This window comes from Kitasatospora sp. NPDC002227, assembly GCF_040296285.1.
Taxonomy (GTDB): domain Bacteria; phylum Actinomycetota; class Actinomycetes; order Streptomycetales; family Streptomycetaceae; genus Kitasatospora.
Genome location: NZ_JBEOWY010000055.1, coordinates 38,073 through 56,422, shown reverse-complemented (window position 1 = coordinate 56,422; position 18,350 = coordinate 38,073). Strand labels below are relative to the sequence as shown.

At 70.6% G+C, this 18,350-nt stretch carries 14 protein-coding genes, 1 tRNA gene, 1 other RNA gene and 1 pseudogene; 13 read left to right on the top strand and 4 right to left on the bottom strand.

Annotated features, from left to right (window positions below; translation table 11 throughout):
* Together ABT095_RS32735 and ABT095_RS32730 are read left to right on the top strand one after the other, a co-directional pair.
* Nucleotides 1–243 (top strand): integrase core domain-containing protein (locus ABT095_RS32735; RefSeq protein ID WP_350533204.1); only part of this gene is annotated, 243 nt, incomplete at its 5' end.
* A pseudogene (locus ABT095_RS32730) lies at nucleotides 244–861 on the top strand (tyrosine-type recombinase/integrase); the annotation flags it as partial.
* A gap of 256 nt (nucleotides 862–1,117) precedes the next feature.
* On the opposite strand, the gene ABT095_RS32725 reads toward ABT095_RS32730, so the two are convergent.
* From ABT095_RS32725 to ABT095_RS32715, 3 genes are all read right to left on the bottom strand, one after another.
* On the bottom strand, nucleotides 1,118–2,506 hold the full coding sequence (locus ABT095_RS32725) for a phospholipase D-like domain-containing protein (RefSeq protein WP_350533203.1): 1,389 nt from the start codon (nucleotides 2,504–2,506) through the stop codon (nucleotides 1,118–1,120).
* The gene (locus ABT095_RS32720) at nucleotides 2,493–5,939 is read right to left on the bottom strand and encodes an AAA domain-containing protein (RefSeq protein WP_350533202.1); all 3,447 of its coding nucleotides are present in this window, start codon (nucleotides 5,937–5,939) and stop codon (nucleotides 2,493–2,495) included. Before ABT095_RS32720 ends, ABT095_RS32725 begins: the two co-directional genes overlap by 14 nt.
* Nucleotides 5,940–6,321: 382 nt before the next feature.
* A tRNA-Ser gene (locus tag ABT095_RS32715) sits at nucleotides 6,322–6,406 on the bottom strand.
* 130 nt (nucleotides 6,407–6,536) lie between these two features.
* Here ABT095_RS32715 and ffs point away from each other — a divergent pair.
* The 11 genes from ffs to ABT095_RS32660 all read left to right on the top strand — a co-directional run bounded on the left by ffs (nucleotide 6,537) and on the right by ABT095_RS32660 (nucleotide 16,531).
* An RNA gene (ffs, locus tag ABT095_RS32710) (signal recognition particle sRNA small type) lies at nucleotides 6,537–6,633 on the top strand.
* A gap of 60 nt (nucleotides 6,634–6,693) precedes the next feature.
* On the top strand, nucleotides 6,694–8,901 hold the full coding sequence (locus ABT095_RS32705) for a DNA polymerase III subunit gamma and tau (protein ID WP_350533201.1): 2,208 nt from the start codon (nucleotides 6,694–6,696) through the stop codon (nucleotides 8,899–8,901).
* Nucleotides 8,902–8,921: 20 nt separating this feature from the next.
* The gene (locus ABT095_RS32700; RefSeq protein WP_350533200.1) at nucleotides 8,922–9,521 is read left to right on the top strand and encodes a GNAT family N-acetyltransferase; all 600 of its coding nucleotides are present in this window, start codon (nucleotides 8,922–8,924) and stop codon (nucleotides 9,519–9,521) included.
* A 131-nt stretch (nucleotides 9,522–9,652) separates the two neighbouring features.
* On the top strand, nucleotides 9,653–9,955 hold the full coding sequence (locus ABT095_RS32695) for a YbaB/EbfC family nucleoid-associated protein (protein ID WP_502885092.1): 303 nt from the start codon (nucleotides 9,653–9,655) through the stop codon (nucleotides 9,953–9,955).
* 122 nt (nucleotides 9,956–10,077) lie between these two features.
* Nucleotides 10,078–10,677, top strand: coding sequence for a recombination mediator RecR (gene recR / locus ABT095_RS32690; RefSeq protein ID WP_350533198.1), 600 nt, complete (start codon nucleotides 10,078–10,080; stop codon nucleotides 10,675–10,677).
* On the top strand, nucleotides 10,670–11,311 hold the full coding sequence (locus ABT095_RS32685; RefSeq protein ID WP_350533197.1) for a DUF5063 domain-containing protein: 642 nt from the start codon (nucleotides 10,670–10,672) through the stop codon (nucleotides 11,309–11,311). The genes recR and ABT095_RS32685 overlap by 8 nt, the downstream gene beginning before the upstream one ends.
* A gap of 330 nt (nucleotides 11,312–11,641) precedes the next feature.
* Complete coding sequence (locus tag ABT095_RS32680; protein WP_350533196.1) at nucleotides 11,642–12,922, top strand: aspartate kinase; 1,281 nt, start codon at nucleotides 11,642–11,644, stop codon at nucleotides 12,920–12,922.
* Nucleotides 12,919–13,971 carry an aspartate-semialdehyde dehydrogenase gene (locus tag ABT095_RS32675; protein WP_350533195.1) on the top strand — a complete coding sequence of 351 codons (1,053 nt, stop codon included), beginning with the start codon at nucleotides 12,919–12,921 and terminating at the stop codon, nucleotides 13,969–13,971. The genes ABT095_RS32680 and ABT095_RS32675 overlap by 4 nt, the downstream gene beginning before the upstream one ends.
* Before the next feature lie 129 nt (nucleotides 13,972–14,100).
* Nucleotides 14,101–14,715, top strand: a complete 615-nt coding sequence (locus tag ABT095_RS32670; RefSeq protein WP_502885090.1) for a SigE family RNA polymerase sigma factor — start codon at nucleotides 14,101–14,103, stop codon at nucleotides 14,713–14,715.
* Nucleotides 14,708–15,718 carry a hypothetical protein gene (locus tag ABT095_RS32665; RefSeq protein ID WP_350533194.1) on the top strand — a complete coding sequence of 337 codons (1,011 nt, stop codon included), beginning with the start codon at nucleotides 14,708–14,710 and terminating at the stop codon, nucleotides 15,716–15,718. The genes ABT095_RS32670 and ABT095_RS32665 overlap by 8 nt, the downstream gene beginning before the upstream one ends.
* A gap of 48 nt (nucleotides 15,719–15,766) precedes the next feature.
* Entirely contained in the window at nucleotides 15,767–16,531 is a 765-nt protein-coding gene (locus ABT095_RS32660) for an SURF1 family protein (RefSeq protein ID WP_350533193.1), read from the top strand.
* Nucleotide 16,532: 1 nt separating this feature from the next.
* On the opposite strand, the gene ABT095_RS32655 is transcribed toward ABT095_RS32660, so the two are convergent.
* Entirely contained in the window at nucleotides 16,533–18,341 is a 1,809-nt protein-coding gene (locus ABT095_RS32655; RefSeq protein ID WP_350533192.1) for a S9 family peptidase, read from the bottom strand.
* Nucleotides 18,342–18,350 lie beyond the last annotated feature (9 nt).

Below are 18,350 nucleotides of genomic sequence, written 5' to 3'. Positions count from 1 at the left end.
ACGCCAGGCCAGAACGGCTCACGCGAGCGCGGCTTCGGCTCCCTCAAGTACGAGAAGCTGTTCCTCGAGGAGATACCCGACGCCCTCGACCTCGTTCGGCACGCCGAGGACTACCGGACCGAGTACAACACCGTCCGACCGCACGAGGCACTGGCCTGGAACCGGCCACACGACGTCCACACCGGCGCCGCGGACCCGCTCGTCCCCAACTTTCCCGAACCCGAAAACCTGCCAACTACTTGACGCGGGACATTCGCGCTCGCCCTCGGCCTGCGGCAGGGCGAAGTGCTCGGACTCCAGTGGAAGGACGTCGACTTCGTCCGGGGCGTGGCTTGGGTCAAGCGCGGCCGGCTGCGGCCCAAGTACCGCCACGGCTGCGGCGACCGCTGCGGGCGCAAGCCCGGCTTCTGCCTGAAGAAGGAGCCGATCCGACGTGAGACCAAGGACACCAAGTCCCGCGCCGGTCGGCGCGCGGTGCCGTTGCCCGAGCAGCTTGCCGTGGTCCTCCGCCAACACAAGGAGGAGCAGGAACGCGAGCGGCTTCTCGCCCGCGACCTCTGGGTGGAGAAGGGGTACGTCTTCACCTCGGAGGCTGGTGAGCCGCTCAACCCCAGCACCGACTACCACCACTGGAAGCGCCTCCTGCGCGAGGCCAGCATCCGCGACGGCCGTCTCCACGACGCCCGCCACACCGCCTCGACCGTCCTCCTCCTGCTCGGCGTGCCCGAGCGGGTCGTGATGGCGATCATGGGCTGGTCCTCGACCTCGATGGCCCAGCGGTACCAGCACGTCACCGAGCCGATGCTGAACGACGTGGGCAAGAAGCTCGACGCGGCGCTGTGGGGCGAGTTGGGCGCCTAGGACGAAATCCGACATAGGCGCAGCCCGAGTTCGCGTTCGCTCGGACCATCCACCAGCAGGGGCGACGGCGATGCCGTCGCCCCTGCTGGTGGAGAACTATGCAGCCACAAGAGCCTGGGCGCTCCTTGCCAAAGTAGCTCTGCAGGCACTTCGAGAACTTGAACCTGCCCTTATTGACTGGCGCTTCGCTGGGTGCGGATTAGAGCGCTCCAGCCGGACGTGAGGTGGAGTCGGTTCTGCTGGAGAGACTCCTGGCTCAGGCGCGTTCGGCGTCGATCTGGTCGAGATAGCGCCGGTGGTGCTCGTCTGCTGACGCGCGGCCACGGACTAGGGTGCCTTCCTCGCTGCGGAACGTGCGGTTGCGATCACCCTTAAAAGACAGCCAGTTGAAGCTTGTGGTGATCCAAACGTCGTCGAAGAGTAGGACCTTGGCGTGGGTGCTCTTCAAGCGGCTGAAGTGGAAGTTCTGGGGGTAGCGGTCGGCGAGGTTCTGGAGGCGGCGGATCGCGTCACGGTCGGACTCCGATTCGTCGCTGCTGTAGCCGTAGGCGATGTCGACAGAGACCTTGGCACGCAGGCGTCCTTCCAGCTTGCTGAGCAAGTCGGTCGTGATGATCGCGCGCTTGATCCACGGGGAGATGATCAAGATGCGGCGCTTGGCACTGGTCAGGGCCTCGTCCAGAAGGTCGGGGTGCTCAAAGACGCTAATCGCCCGGATCTCGTTGTGCACGGGACCTGGCTGGGGTGGCACAGCGCCGAGAGGGGTGGCCTGAATGTGTGCTGCGGCATCGGCCCGTTGGCGGGTCACTTCCGCCAGCGGAACTCGTACGCGTTCGAGGTCCGGGGCGAGAACGGGACGGGGCGGGGCGGGCTCAACGTTGATGCCGAGAGCTTGGGCTCCACCATGGTTGAGGAGAGCGATCTCGTGGGGGTGGCTTAGTTCCTGGTCGACGACGACGCCGAGCTGGAGGTCGGTGCGGTCTTCGTCGGCGTAGACGAGGACCTTCGCGGGGATGAAGCGCGGTGCCGGGGCCTGAGTGACGCGGCGGATCGCGAGGATCTCGCGTTGATCCTCTCGGTCCTTGAGCAGGAGGTTGAGTTCGGCGAGCGAGAGGTCACCGGGCTGAATCTCGGTGTTCTCGACCGCAGGGAGCAGCATGAGGTCGTCTTCAGTGGCGCGGCGCTTGGTGATGACGGACTGACGGTCGTAGGGGCGTACCTTGCGCAGCAGCCGGTCCCAGATGAAGGGCATGTCGCTGCGCTGCGGGCGGGTGACCGTGAGTTCGTTGGCAGCCCTCTGCCCCTTGCCGGTTAGCCGGAGGGGATATTGGTTGGGCTTGGCGCCGGGTTGAGGCCGGCCGTAGACAAGGTGGTCGTGAGAGAACTGGTCGGCGACAGCCTTGGCGACCATTGGTGTCTCCAGCCCGAGGACACCGCCGATACCCTCGGGGGTACGAATGTTGGCACTGACCAGACGCAGAACGAACTCGTCGAGCAGGGGGAGTTGCTTGCGTTCCTGGGCTTCGACGGCGACGGTCACCGGCGTGACCGGGAGGGCTGCATCGATGATGGTGATGAGTTCGAGGCCAGGGCGAGCATTGTGGAAGCGGACGGCGAGGAGACTGTCGGGGCTAAAGGTCGGCATCGGTGATCTCGCAGTCCTCGGGGTGGGCGCGGATGTAGTCCAGGACGTCGCGCAGGGCTCCGGGCTTGCTCTGGCAGAACGCGGTGTCGCCGACGACGACCAGGCCGTAGCGGGCGCGGGAGAGGGCAACGTTGATGCGCCGCCAGTAGGGCTCGCCGAGGAACCCGAAGTCGGCGCGGTCGTTGCTACGGGTGACGGAGAAGAAGGCCAGGTCGCATTCGCGACCCTGGACGGCGTCGACGGACAGTACCTCGACGACCAGGTGCGACAGGTGAAGTGAGGCGAGACGGCGGCGTAGTTCCTCGACCTGCCTGCTGTATGGGGCGATAACGAGGACCTCGAGCTTGCCGCCTTGCCCAGGTTTGATCAGGCGCGTCTCGACGGCGCGGTCGACGGCCTGCAGTCGACGCGCGACCAGTTGGGCCTCGGCGCGGTTCAGGACGCTGCGCTCGGTGTCGGTGCGCTCGGCTTCGCGGCGCTGCCTGCCGAGGCGGGAAGTGTCGATCCAGTGGATCGGCTTGTAGAGCTGGTCGTAGCCGGGGAGCTTGTTTGTGCCGGGGGACCTCAGCTGCTCCTTGTAGAAGCATGTGGAGATCATGTTGCCGATCGCCGGGGTCATCCGGTACTGCTCGACCAGCAGGTGCTTGACTGGGTGTTGGGTGTGGTCAATGAGGTACTGGAACAAGGTGGTCTCCACCAGCTCGGGGAAGAGCCGGTAGTCCTCCATGAGCTTGTGCTCGCGCAGCAGGTCCTCGTCCAGCGGGGGCAGCTGACGGGTATCCCCGACCATGATCCACTGGCGGGCGCGGGCGAGGGGGACCAGTGCCTCGGTCGCCGTGGCTTTGGAAGCCTCGTCGAAGATGCACAGGTCGAAGTCGAGGTCGCGCACGGCCTGATGACCAAGGAAACCCAGCGCGGTTCCGCCAACGACGTTGCGGGTCCGCAAGAAGGAGCCAACCAGGGCTTGGTCAGTTTCGATGCGCTGCAGCCACTCACCTTGCAGGCGTAGTACGTCCAGTAGGCCGGCAGCGACCGGGTCATTGCCCAGTAGCGCGGCGACGACCATGCGGAAGTCGGCGGCCGGCATGTCTTCTTTGAGAGTGAGGTCTCCTTCGAGTTCCCGCTGGACCTGGGTGAACAGCTCGCTGCGTTGGTCGAGGAGGTCGTCGAGGTGGGCTCGGGCAGACACGATCTCTTCGGCGAGCTCGCGCGAGGAGGTGGTGCGGTCGTCGGCGGGCTGCTCGGCCAACTCGGTGATGCGCCGCTCGACGTGCGCGATGTCGGCAGCGACGGCCGCGAGTCCCTCTAGAGTGAGTGACGCCTTGAGGTGACGAGCCTGGAGGTTGTTGTGGCCGGCGAGCTGCTCTAGGTATGCCTCGGCCTTGGCTCGGACCTGACGCGACCAACGCTTGATCTGCTTGTCGAGCAGGAGATGTTGTGTGTCGGGCGCGACGCGGGGATCGTCTGGGCGGCCGAGCCTGACTACATTGGTCCGCCCTGATGCCGCGATGCGGTTGAGGGCGTTGTCGATGGCGATGTGAGTCTGGCTGACGATAAGAATGCGGGCCTTCGGCGAACGGCGCAAAGTCTGCTCGACGATTTCCGCGATGACGGTGGTCTTGCCGGTGCCCGGTGGCCCCTCGATCAGCAATAGATCTTGCGAGCCCAGTGCGCGGCGGACAACGTCCCGCTTGCTGGCGTCTAGATCGCCACGGAACCAGTCCTCGATATCTGTTGGGGCGCCGACTGGGAGGCTGCCCGGATCGTCGATCACCTGGCGGAGCAACCGGTTGGCACTCTGCCCCGCAGCGACGGTGGTGAGCGCGTCACGCTGGCGGGCGAGCGCGGTCTGGGTGGGGCCGAGGTAGGGCAGCAGCACGCCGCGATCCGGGATACGCCGGGCGAGGCGTGGGAACGTCATGATCAGCTGCTCGCCGGAAGCTCCGGTGATCTGGCCCCGCTCCAGTGGTCGACCCTGGGCGTAGTCGGCGGCGCTCCACTCTTCCCCCAGCAGCGCCAGGGGGTCCTCCACCGGCTTGGCGAGGTGAAAGATCCTGGTGCGACCATCGCCGCTGACTCTGGTGTATTCGAGGGCCTGACGGCCGCCAGCCGCGAGTTCCTCGCGGGCATCAAGCAGCCGCCCCCATGCGTCGAATAGGTCGCCGAGGTTGCGGACCTGCTCCTGCTTCTTCGCGGCGGCGCGAGCGGCATCATGATCGTCGAGCATCCCGAGCAAGGCCTGAAGGCCGTCATAGGCGGCAGCTTCGCCCGGATTTCGGAAGTCGAAGGTGAGCAGTGACCCCACTGGCACAGCCTTCTTCCGCCACTTAGCTAGCCACTCCTCCGGTTTGCGTTGGACCTGGACGACGACGGACCGGTCATTCTCGCGGTCATCGGCTTTCAAGCGCACTAGCAGCGTGCGGCCAGCGAGGCGGATTGTCTCCCGGTCAGACTCGCTGCTTTGCGAGTTGAAGCCATAGTCGGCATGCACAGTGCCGCCGAAGTCGTTCATCAAGGCGGCTTCGGCGCGCTGCCAGTCGATTTCCTCTCCGCGTGGGACTTCGAGGACCACCTCGGCGGCGGCACGGGTGAGCTTTAGCCACAAGAAGTTATGGCGTCTGGCCCACCGGGCTTGGCGGACCTCGTCGGCCTCCCGAAGTCGCTGCTCCAAAACGGAGGCGTTCGGCGGGCGGTTGGCCGGATCGAAGTCGATGCAGTCCGCCAGGACGGCATGGATCTCGGAGGGCAGCTCCAGGTCTTCCAGGACTCGTGCTAGGTCAGGGTAGTCGTGTGCCTTGCCAGCCGACATAACCTGGATGGCCAGGACGCCGTAGCCGAACACGTCGCGGACGTACGGGATGGTGTCGGATTGTTCGGGCGGGGAGTACAGGTTGGAGCGGAACCCGGCGACCGTCTCCTCCGCCGACGCTTCGAGGGCGACTTTCGAACGGATCTTGGCGATGCCAAAGTCGGCTAGCTTGACTGTGCCGTCCGCGCCGAGCAGTACGTTGCCAGGTTTCAGGTCACGGTGCTCGATCTCGCGCGCGTGGGCGAAGGCCAGCGCCGAAGCGAGCGGTGCACCGATCTGCTCGAAGAACTTCGGCCAGGACACTGGACGTCCGTGAGCCATCTCGTCTTTGAGGTTCCGGTCGATCCACTCCAGCGCGATGTAGTAGCGGCCAAGGCCCGCATCCCATCCCGAGGCGAGCATCTCGACGATGTTGGGGTGCCGCAGCTCCTGCAGAGCGCCGGTCTCGCGCGCCAGGAACAACTCGATGATCTCATCGTCTTCTTGCGGAAGCAGCAGCTTGACCGCGGCGGCCGCGCCGTTGGGGCTGTGCGTGTCGATGGCCTTGCGGACCTCGGACAGTCCGCCCTTGCGGGGGTCGACCGGCAGCAGCATGAACCGGTCGCTGATCATCTCATTGGCCACGCACAGCTCCTCGTCCCAGAGCGTCCCTCACGCCACGAACCATTGTGACAGGGCACACAGACGTCGAACTGGCTTTCTTGGAAGTGCGGGTCTTGGCTCTTCCGAGCGTCGGTGGGCGGGTGCTGGGGCCGCCGCCTCTGCAGGATCGAGACCGGTGGGAAGCGCTCGGAGCGGGGCGAGACCAAGGGGCCTGACGCGGTTCAGTTCCTGGGGGTGCTCGGCGGTCCCGCTCTGAGGTGACCCAGCCCGCTGTGCTCGCGCGGTCTGGTGGTGAGCCCGGTCGAGGCCCAAGATCCCAACTGAGACCAGAACTGAGACCGCTCAACGACGAGGGCCCCGACCGCTGTGCGGTCGGGGCCCTCGTTTGCCCTGGCGGGCGAGGCGGAGGATACGAGATTCGAACTCGTGAGGGTTTTATCCCAACACGCTTTCCAAGCGTGCGCCCTAGGCCTCTAGGCGAATCCTCCGTGGGAGAGCTTAGTACATGTTCAGGGGTGCTCGCGACCACGGTTCCGCAGGTGGTTCGGGTGGGGGTGCCTGGGGATGTGGGGGGTGGGGTGGGTGGTCCGGGGCGGGGCCGGGATCCGGTACTCTGGGGGCAGCCCCTCGTGCGGCGCTATCTCTCTGAACTCCCCCAGGGCCGGAAGGCAGCAAGGGTAGGAGAGCTCTGGCGGGTGCACGGGGGGTCTCTGCGTTCCCGGGCCGGGGCGGACGTGGTCTCCGTTTGTCGGTTGGTCCCGATATCGTCGGTGGCGTGTCCCTAGCCCTGTACCGCCGCTATCGCCCCGAGACTTTCGCTCAGGTCATCGGGCAGGAGCACGTGACGGCTCCGCTCCAGCAGGCCCTGCGCAACAACAGGGTCAACCACGCGTACCTGTTCAGCGGCCCGCGCGGCTGCGGCAAGACGACGAGCGCCCGCATCCTGGCCCGCTGCCTGAACTGCGACCAGGGCCCGACGCCGACGCCCTGCGGTGAGTGCCAGAGCTGCACCGACCTGGCCACCGGCGGCCCCGGCTCGATCGACGTGATCGAGATCGACGCCGCCTCGCACGGTGGTGTGGACGACGCGCGTGAGCTGCGGGAGCGGGCGTTCTTCGCCCCCGTGCACAGCCGGTACAAGATCTTCATCCTGGACGAGGCCCACATGGTGACCTCGGCCGGGTTCAACGCGCTGCTCAAGGTGGTCGAGGAGCCGCCGGAGCACCTGAAGTTCATCTTCGCCACCACCGAGCCGGAGAAGGTGATCGGGACGATCCGGTCCCGGACCCACCACTACCCCTTCCGGCTGGTGCCGCCCGGCACGCTGCGCGACTACCTGGCCGAGGTCTGCGGCCGCGAGAACATCCAGGTCGAGGACCCGGTCTTCCCGCTGGTGGTCCGGGCCGGGGCCGGTTCGGTCCGCGACTCGATGTCGGTGATGGACCAGCTGCTCGCCGGTGCGGACGAGGGCGGGGTGACGTACCAGATGGCCACCGCGCTGCTCGGGTACACCGACTCCGCGCTGCTCGACGAGGTGGTGGACGCCTTCGCCGTCCGCGACGGGGCGACGGTCTTCCAGGTGATCGACCGGGTGGTCGAGGGCGGGCACGACCCGCGCCGGTTCGTGACGGACCTGCTGGAGCGGCTGCGTGACCTGGTGATCCTGGCCACCGTGCCGGAGGCCGGGGAGAAGGGCCTGATCGACGCGCCCGCCGACCGGGTGGCGATCATGCAGGCCCAGGCGGACCGCTTCGGCGCGGCCGAGCTGAGCCGCGCCGCGGACATCGCCAACACCGGTCTGACCGAGATGCGGGGCAACGCCGCGCCGCGGCTGCAGCTCGAGCTGATCTGCGCCCGGGTGATGCTGCCCGGCGCGTACGACGACGAGCTGTCGCTGCTCGCCCGGGTGGACAAGCTGGAGCGCCGTGCCACGGCCGGCGGGATGGCCGGGATGGCTGGGATCGCCGGGATCGCCGGGATGGCCGGGATCGGCGGAGCGGCCCTCGCGGCTCCGGGCCCCGTGCAGCCGATGCAGCCCGCGCCGCCCGTCCAGGCCGAGCCGGCTGCTGCCCCGGTGCCGGTCCCGGCCCCGGTCCAGGTTGCGCCGCAGGCCGCAGCCCCGTTGCAGCAGCAGCCTGCGGCGCCCGCGCCGCAGGGCCCGGCCCCCGGCGCCTGGCCGATCCCGCGCAGCTTCGGCACCTCCGCCGCCGCGGCGGCGCCGCAGCCTGCCCCGGTCCAGCAGCAGCCGGCCCCGCAGTCGGCCCCGCAGCCGGTCCAGCCCCCGCAGCCGGCTCCGGTGGCAGCCGCCGCCGCTCCCTCCGCGAGCGCGCAGCAGGGCGCCGGCCAGGTCCGTCAGCTCTGGCCGCAGATCCTGGAGGCGGTGAAGAACCGCCGCCGCTTCACCTGGATCCTGCTCAGCCAGAACGGCCAGGTGGCCGGGTTCGACGGCAGCACGCTGCAGATCTCCTTCGTCAACGCCGGTGCCCGCGACAGCTTCGTGGGCAGCAACAGCGACGACGTGCTGAAGCAGGCGCTCGCCGACGCGCTGGGCGTGGACTGGCGGGTCGAGTGCATCGTCGACCCCTCCGGCGGCACCAACGCCCCGGCGGCCCCCGCCCCCGCGAGCGGCGGTTGGGGCGCCCCGCAGCAGCAGCCCCAGCAGCAGCCGCCGCAGCAGGCCCCGCGCCCGCCCCAGCAGTTCCAGCCGCAGCCCCCGGTCCAGCAGCCCCAGCCGCCGGTCCAGCCCCCGCAGCAGCAGGCCCAGGCCCCGCAGCAGCCCCAGCAACAGCAACAGCAGCCCCCGGCCCCCGAGCCCGCCTACGAGCCGGGCTACGAGGACTACGAGCCCGCTCCGGAGGACTCCGAGGCCTACGCCCCGCCGCCGAGCGCGCCCGCGGCCCGCGAGGACACGGTCTCCGGCCAGGAGCTGATCCTCCGTGAGCTGGGCGCTACGGTGCTGGAGGAGATCCACCACAACGGCTGAGTCGACGGGGGTACAACGCGGTGCGGATCGAGCGGGTCGGGCCGGAGGACTGGGCACAGCTGCGCGAGGTGCGGCTGCGGATGCTGCGTGACACGCCCATCGCTTACCAGGAGACGTACGAGCAGGCGCTCGAGCTGGAGGAGTCGAACTGGCGCGCCCGGGCGGCCCGGGCGGCCTGGCCGGGCAGCCTCGGCGTGGTCGCGGTCGGGCCGGACGGCGAGTGGGCCGGGCACATGGGGGCCTGCCGGGTCGGCCCGGGGCAGGTGATGCTGCTCAGTGTGTGGGTGGCACCGGAACACCGGGGCCGGTCGGCGAACGTGGCCGACCGGCTGCTGGACGCCGTTCTCGAGTGGGCCCGGGCGGACACCGCCGCCCAGGCGGCGATCGAGCGCACCCCGGCCGACCCAGCCCCGGCCGACAAGACGCCGGCCGACGGCACCCCGGCCGAGAAGACGCCCGCCGACCCACCTCGGATGCTCCTGGAGGTGCACGAGACGAACGCCCGTGCGATCGCCTTCTACACCCGCCGGGGCTTCCGCCGCACCGGCCGGACCCACCCGTACCCGCTCGACCCCGGCACCCGGGAGATCGAGATGGACCGCCCGCTCCAGGAGCGGTGATCCGGCTCGCCCGTCCGCACCCAGCGCGTAGGCTCGGGCGAGACCGTACGTTTGCGTGCACCGTGCACAGCCTGTGCACACCGCAGGACAGGCAGGAGAGACCCGTGTTCCCTGGTGGCGGCCAGCCCAACATGCAGCAGCTGCTCAAGCAGGCGCAGAAGATGCAGGAGGAGCTCGGCAAGGCCCAGCGCGAGCTGGCGGAGACGAAGCTGACCGGCTCGGCGGGCGGCGGCCTGGTCGAGGCCACCGTGACCGGCTCGGGCGAGCTGGTGGCGCTGACCATCGCCCCGGCGGCAGTGGACCCGGAGGACACCGAGACGCTGGCCGACCTGGTGCTGGCGGCCGTCCGGGACGCCAACGCGGCCGCGCAGAAGCTGCAGAGCGAGCGGATGGGCCCGCTCACCCAGGGTCTCGGCGGCGCGCTCCCGTTCTAAGGCCTGACCAAGGGCCTGTGTGATTTATGCGCGAGTCGGGCGTCGGACGGTGTGTCCGGCGCCCGAATCGTTGGATGATGGCACCGGAGCACAACAGGTGGCTCCCGTAGGAAAGGCGTGACGTGTACGAGGGCGTGGTTCAGGACCTGATCGACGAGCTGGGCCGGCTGCCCGGTGTCGGGCCCAAGAGCGCCCAGCGGATCGCCTTCCACGTGCTGCAGGCCGACCCGACGGACGTCCGGCGGCTGGCGCACGCGCTTCTCGAGGTCAAGGACAAGGTCCGGTTCTGCGTGGTCTGCGGCAATGTCGCCGAGGCCGAGCAGTGCAAGGTCTGCCTGGACCCGCGCCGCGACCTCGCGGTGATCTGCGTGGTCGAGGAGCCGAAGGACGTCGTGGCGGTCGAGCGGACCCGCGAGTTCCGGGGGCGGTACCACGTGCTGGGCGGCGCGATCAGCCCGATCGAGGGCGTCGGGCCGGACGACCTGCGCATCCGCGAGCTGCTGGCGCGGCTCGCCGACGGCACGGTCAACGAGCTGATCCTGGCCACCGACCCCAATCTGGAGGGGGAGGCGACCGCCACCTACCTGGCCCGGCTGTGCAAGCCGATGGGCCTGAAGGTGACCCGGCTGGCGAGCGGTCTGCCCGTCGGCGGGGATCTGGAGTACGCCGACGAGGTCACCCTCGGCCGGGCCTTCGAAGGGAGACGACTGCTCGATGTCTGACCGTACGGGAAGCAAGCACCAGCCCGAGCCCGACGACTTCGCGGTGCAGATCGCGGACTCGGTGGAGAGCTTCGTGCTCGCCGTCACCGAGGTCGCCAAGGGCGACGAGCCCGGCAGCGCGGTCTCCCTGCTGCTGCTGGAGGTCTCGCAGCTGCTGCTGGCGGGTGGCAGGCTGGGCGCGATCGAGGACGTGGTGCCGGACGACCGCTTCGAGCCCGACGCCGGGCCCGAGCCGGACGGCATCGAGCTGCGCGAGCGCCTGGCCGAGCTGCTGGCGCCGATCGACGTCTACCACGAGGTCTTCGACCCGTACGGCCCGCCGGAGAAGCCCAACGCCTTCCGGATCTCGGACGACCTGGCCGGGGTGGTCAGCGAGCTGCGGCACGGTCTGACGCACTACCAGGAGGGCCGGGTCAGCGAGGCGCTCTGGTGGTGGCAGTTCTCCTACCTCTCCAACTGGGGCTCGACCTGCTCGGCGGTGCTGCGCGCGCTGCAGTCGCTGATCGCGCACGTCCGCCTGGACAGCCCGATCGGGGCCGTGCCGGACGGTGCGGACACCGACGACGACGGGCTGACGGACGAGCAGCTGGAGCAGCAGGCGGGCGACCTGATGGCGGCCGAGCTCGGGCTGTGAGCGTTCACGTGAGCGTTCACGTGAGCGTTCACGTGAACGCTCACCGACGTCAGGTGTGACGTAGATCCCGTCCGCTCCGGAGGGCGGGAAAAACAGAGCCGTACGGGCGCCGGTCCGCCGATTTTGCGCCTCCGTGCGCCCCCGTCCGAAATGCTGGCGGCGCGGCCCTCGCCGCAGTGATCATCAGGCGATATCGCCGTCTCACCATATGGATCGGGGCGGTCGGCGGCCCCCCGCTCGTTAGACTGGCGCCGACCGCACAGCCCCCGCCACCCGGGGGTGCGGGGGCCCAGCGAGGCCCCCGACAACGACACAAGTCGAGGAGCGCACGTGGGCCTTGTCGTGCAGAAGTACGGCGGCTCATCCGTTGCGGATGCCGAGGGCATCAAGCGCGTAGCCCGCCGAATCGTTGACGCCAAGAAGGCCGGCCATGAGGTCGTCGTCGTGGTGTCCGCGATGGGCGACACGACGGACGAGCTGATCGAACTCGCTGAGCAGGTGTCACCCATCCCTGCCGGACGTGAGTTCGACATGCTGCTGACGGCCGGGGAGCGGATCTCCATGGCACTGCTGGCCATGGCGATCAAATCCCTCGGGCACGAGGCCCAGTCCTTCACGGGCAGCCAGGCCGGTGTCATCACCGACCAGGTCCACAACAAGGCGCGCATCATCGACGTGACGCCGGGCCGGATCCGCAGCGCCTTGGACGAGGGCAACATCGCGATCGTGGCCGGCTTCCAGGGTGTGTCCCAGGTCAGTAAGGACATCACCACCCTCGGCCGGGGCGGCTCGGACACCACCGCCGTGGCGCTGGCCGCCGCGCTGGGCGCCGAGGTCTGCGAGATCTACACCGACGTGGACGGCGTGTTCACCGCCGACCCGCGCGTGGTGAAGAAGGCCCGCAAGATCGACTGGATCGCCTTCGAGGACATGCTGGAGCTGGCCTCCTCCGGCTCGAAGGTGCTGCTCGACCGGTGTGTCGAGTACGCGCGCCGCTACAACATCCCGATTCACGTACGCTCGTCCTTCTCCGGTCTTCCGGGGACGATCGTCAGCAACGAGAACCCGAACAAGCCCGAAGGGGGCGAGATGGAGCAGGCCATCATCTCCGGAGTCGCCCACGACACGTCCGAGGCGAAGGTCACGGTCGTCGGCGTGCCGGACAAGCCGGGCGAGGCGGCCCGGATCTTCCGCGCGATCGCGGATGCCGAGGTCAACATCGACATGGTGGTGCAGAACGTCTCCGCCGCGTCCACCGGCCTCACCGACATCTCCTTCACCTGCCCCAAGACCGAGGGCCAGAAGGCCATCGACGCACTGGGCCGGGTCAAGGACGGCATCGGCTTCGAGTCGCTGCGCTATGACGACGCGATCGGCAAGATCTCGCTGGTCGGCGCCGGCATGCGCTCCAACCCGGGCGTCACGGCGACCTTCTTCGAGGCGCTCTCCGAGGCCGGGGTCAACATCGAGCTGATCTCCACCTCGGAGATCCGGATCTCGGTGGTCACCCGCGCCGACGACGTCAACGAGGCCGTCCGCGCCGTGCACACCGCCTTCGGCCTGGACAGCGACACCGACGAGGCCGTGGTCTACGGCGGTACCGGGCGTTGACGTCCCGGAGGCCGAGCCTCGCCGTCGTCGGTGCCACCGGCACCGTCGGGCGGGTGCTGCTCGGCCTCCTCTCCACCCGGGCCGACGTCTGGGGTGAAGTCCGGCTGATCGCCTCGCCGCGTTCGGCCGGGCAGCGGCTCACCGTGCGCGGGGCCGAGACCGAGGTGCTCGCGCTGAGCGAGGAGGCCTTCACCGGCATCGACCTCGCGGTCTTCGACGTGCCCGCACCGGTCGCCGCCCAGTGGGCGCCGATCGCCGCCGCCAAGGGCGTGGTGGTGATCGACAACTCGGCCGCCTTCGCCGGCCAGGAGGACGTCCCGCTGGTCGTCCCCGAGCTCAACGCCCCCGCGGCTCGGATCCGCCCGCGCGGGGTGATCGCAAGCCCCGGCAGCGCCACTCTCACCGCGATCCTGGCGCTCGGCGCGCTGCACGCCGAGTACGGGCTGCGTGCGCTGGTGCTCGCCTCCTACCAGGCCGCCTCGGCCGAGCGCCGGGCCGGCGCCGAGACACTACGGGCCCAGCTCGCCCAGGTGGCGGGCGGGCACGCCGGTGAGCAGACCGGCGACCTGCGGGCCGTGGTCACCGACAACGGGCCCTTCCCCGCACCTCTGGCGCTCAACACCGTGCCGTGGGTCGGCGCGGCGGCCGAGGGCGGCTGGTCCTCCGAGGAGCTGCGGCTGCGGGCCGAGACCCGCCGGGTGCTCGGCCTGCCCGACCTGGCCGTCTCCGCGACCTGCGTCCGGGTGCCGGTGCTGACCGGCCACTCGATGGCCGTGCACGCCGTCTTCGAGCGCGAGGTCGAGCAGCACCGGGCCCGGGAGATCCTGCGGGACGCCCCCGGGGTGGTGCTCTACGACGACCCGGCGGCGGGCGAGTACCCCACCCCGAACGACGTGGTCGGCACCGATCCGGTCTGGGCCGGCCGGCTGCGCCGGGCCCTGGACGACCCCTGCGCGCTCGACCTCTTCCTCTGCGGCGACAACCTGCGCAAGGGCGCCGCGCTCAACCTGGTGCAGATCGCCGAGCTGGTGGCGGCCGAGCTGCGCTGACCAGCGGCCGAGCGCCTGGCTCCCCCCCGCCGAAAGGGGGAGGCGCGATGCGCCGCGGGGGTGTCAGAATCCCTTCGCCCGGGTGGGGAAGGGACCGCCGAGATTTCTCGTGCGACCGTGCAACCCTCCATGGGCATCGTGAGTCGAACGAGTGTGGCAGACGTGATGGTGGGGGTACGCCCGGTGCGGGTGGCGTTGTTCGGGGTGGAAGGAACGAGTACGACCGACATAATCGAGACTCCGACGGTGGGGGCCACCGTCGACCAGCTCACCGCTACCTACCAGGCCCATTACCGGTCGCTGCTGCGGTTGGCGGCCCTTCTCCTCGACGACCTCTCCTCCTGCGAGGACGTCGTCCAGGAGGCGTTCATCCGGGTGCACGCCGCCCGAGGCCGGGTCCGCGACCCCGAGAAGACCCTCGCGTACCTGCGCCAGACCGTGGTCAACCTCTCCCGCTCCACCCTGCGCCGCCGCATCCTGGGCCTGCGTCTGCTGCCCAAGCCGATGCCGGACATGGCCAGTGCCGAGGAGGGCGCGTACGACGCGCTGGAGCGGGCCGAACTCAAGACCGCGCTGAAGGGGCTTCAGCGCCGGCAGCGGGAGGTGCTGGTGCTGCGGTACTTCGCGGACATGACGGAGGCCCAGGTGGCCGACCTGCTCGGGATATCGATCGGCTCGGTGAAGGCGTACGGTTCGCGTGGCCTGGCCGCGCTGCGGACCCGGATGGAGGCGACCGGTGGCTGACGCACCCCACCTCCGGGAGCCCGACGGCGAGGACGAAGTCCGCGCCATGCTCCAGCGCTACGTCTCGGCGGTCGAGCCCGCACCGGACGCGCTGCGCCACATCCGGACGCAGGTGCCGCGCCGCCGTGCCCGGCGCCGGCAGGTCGGCACCGGACTGGTCGCGGGGTTCCTGCTGCTGACGGTGGCCGCGCCCAGGTTCACCGACCTCGGGCTTCGCCCGCCCGGCGAGCCGAATCCGATCGCCACCTTCGCGCAGAGCGGCGACTCCGAGTCGCCGTCCCCGCGGCCCAGCGCCAGCTCCTCGCCGTCGGTCTCGCCCTCGCCCACGCTGTCGGCGTCCGAGCCGGCGTCGACCGAGAGCGGCAGTGCCACCGAGTCCGGCAAGGCCTCCGGCGCACCGGTGCGGGCCGGCACGACGACGGCCGTCGCGCCGGCCGGGACGCCGACGACCGCCGCGCCCAGCACGAGCGCGTCGAGCCCGAGCCTGCCGACGGCGCTGTCGGCCTGCCAGCGCTCCGACCTGGGCCGCACCTCGACGTCGAGCGGTCAGGAGGACTCCCGGGGCCGCCGGGTCGGCTGGTTCACCCTGTACAACACCTCGGGTCGGGTCTGCACCGTCACCGACAGCTACAGCATGCGCAGCGTCGACGGGGGCGGGCAGCAGCAGGTCGAGATCATCTACCTCCACACCGCGGGTGACCCGGCCACCGAACTGCCCAACCCGTCCACTCCGTCGCCCTCGCCGGTCGGTCCGTCCACCCTCAAGCTCGACCCGCAGGACGGTGTCCGGGTGGAGTTCGAGTGGGTGCCGACGCCGTCGTGCCAGAGCGCGGTCGGCAACCCGAGCGGCCCGACCACCCCGGCCAGCACCGTGACCCTGGAGTACTTCCCGCCCACGGGCGGCGCACCCCTCCAGCTCTCCTACCCGAGCCGCTGCGCGGGCACCGTCTACCGGACGAACGCGATGGAGGAGGAGAGCAACGGCACCATCGAGACGCCCTGAACCACCCGGGTGCCGGGGCCGGGCGTGAGGGTGGTTACGGTGGTGGGTGTGTACCGATTCCTCCTGACTGCGCGCTGGCTCGGCGGCACCGTCGTGGCCCTGCTGGCCATCGCGGTCTGCCTCGGCCTCGGCTCCTGGCAGCTCAGCCGCTTCGAGGACCGGGCGTCGAACCACCGCACCGCGGCCACCGCCGACCCGGGGGCGGCCGCGCCGCTGGACTCCGTGCTCACCCCGGCCCGGCCCACCGTCGGCACCGACACCGTCGGCCGCGCGGTGACCGTCACCGGCAGCTACGACCCCGCGCACCAGCTGCTGGTACCGGACCGCCGACTGGACGGCAGGCAGGGCTACTACGTGCTCACCCCGCTGCGGACCACCGACGGCCGGGCCGTCGCGGTGGTGCGCGGCTGGGCGCCCGGCGCGGCCGACCTCGCGCACGCCCCCGCCGCACCGGCCGGGGCGCAGACCGTCACCGGGCGGCTGCAGGCCCCCGAGACCAGCGGCAGCAACGGCGCGGTGGCCGGCGGCCTGCCCACCGGGCAGCTCGGCACGATCAGCCCGGCCGCCCTGGTCAACCTGCTGCCGTACACCGTCCGGGACGGCTGGGTCGCCGCCGACCACCCGGCCGAGGGCCTGACCGCCGTCCCCACCGTGCAGCCCGAGGGCGGCAACGGCCTGAGCCTGCGGGCCTTCCAGAACCTCGGCTACACGCTCGAGTGGTTCGTCTTCGCGGCCTTCGTGGTCTTCATGTGGACCCGCCTGGTGCGCCGCGAGGCCGAGGCCGCGCAGGACCGCGCCCTCGGCCTCGGCTGAGTCACCGTGTGTACTTGACCGCGAAGGCGATCTCCTGCCGCAGCTGGCGGATCCGCTCCTCCACCACCAGTGAGCCGTGGCCCGCGTCGAAGCGGTACACCTTGTGCTCCTTGCCCAGCTCGGCCAGCCGCTCCACGTAGTTCTCGATCTGCCGGATCGGGCAGCGCGGGTCGTTGACCCCGGCCGAGATGTACACCGGAGCCTGGACGGCCTCGACGTAGGTGAGCGGCGAGGAGGCCCGCCAGCGCTCGGGCTGCTCCTCGGGGGAGCCGCCGAACAGCGTGCGGTCGAGGGACTTGAGCGCCTCCATCTCGTCCTCGTACGCGGTCAGGTAGTCCGCCACCGGTACGGCCGCCAGGCCCACGGCCCAGGCCTGCGGCTGGGTGCCGAGCCCGAGCAGGGTGAGGTAGCCGCCCCAGGAGCCGCCGGAGAGCACCAGCCGCGCCGGGTCCGCGAGCCCGCTCGCGACGGCCCACTCGCGCACGGCCGCGATGTCCTCCAGCTCGATCAGCCCGACCCGCTCGCGCAGCGCGTCCGTCCAGGCCTGGCCGTAGCCGGTCGAGCCGCGGTAGTTGACCCGCACCACCGCGAAGCCGTGGTCCACCCAGGCCGCCGGGCCGGCCGCGAAGGCGTCGGTGTCGTGGTCGGTCGGGCCGCCGTGGACCTCGAAGACGGTCGGGAAGGGGCCCGGCCCGGCCGGCCGCTGGACCAGGGCGTGCACCCGGCCGCCCGGGCCCTCGACCCAGGCGTCCTCGACCGGCACCGACGGCGCGGGCCGCTCGCCCGGGGCCCGCAGCACCACCTCGCCCGTGGTGGACCGCACCGCCACCGGCTCGGCGGCGCTGGACCAGAGGAACTCCACGGTGCCGTCCGGCCGTGCGGTGGCCCCGGCGACGGTGCCGCGCGGGGTGTCCAGCCTGGTCAGCTCGCCGGTGGCCAGCTCGTAGGAGTAGAGCTCGCTGCGGGCCTCGTACTCGTGGTCGACCAGCAGCGCCCGCGCGCCCGGCCGCCACTGCGCGGAGAGGTCGCCCGGGAAGTCCCTGCCCTCGGCGTCGGTCAGCCGCAGCTCGGTCTCGGCGCCGGTGGCGACGTCCCAGATCATCGGCTCCCAGCGGCCGCGGCGCTGGTGCGCCAGCAGCAGCCGGGTGTCGCCCGCCACCGGGGCGAAGCCGAGGCAGAGGTAGCCGAGCGGGTGCTCGGCGCCGGTCACGGCGTCCAGCTCCCCGGCGGTCGAGCCGTCGGCGGTGCGCAGCACCCGGACCGCCGAGTGCATCGCGTCGCCGTGCTCGCTGTGGTCGACCGCCAGCAGGCTGCCGTCGTGACTGAGGTCGCCGACGGTGGCGTACTCCTCGTGCCGGTAGATCACCTCGACCGCCTCGGACCCGGCACGGCGCAGGTGGAGGGCGGTGCCCTCCTCGTCGGTCGAGGTGCCGACCACCACCGTGCCGTCCACGCCGAAGGCCAGGCCCGCCGAGTAGGCGGCGGGCACCTGCGGGACGGCCTCCTCGTCGGCGCCGCCCGCGAAGGGCTGGCGGCGCCAGACGCCGAGCTCGTCACCGTCCTGGTCGTCGAACCACCAGATCCACTCGCCGTCCGGGCTCAGCTCGGCGTCGGTGGTGCCGTGCGGCCGGTCGGTGACCTGCCGGTGGGTGTCGGCGGCGCGGTCCCAGGCGTACACCTCGTACACCCCGGTCACGTTCCCCACGTACAGCGCCCGGTCGGGGGCGGCCTCGGCCCAGTCGGGCAGGCTGACCCGGGGCGCCCGGAAGCGCTGCTCCCAGGTCGGTACGGTGCTGGTCTCCTCGCTCATGCACCCATC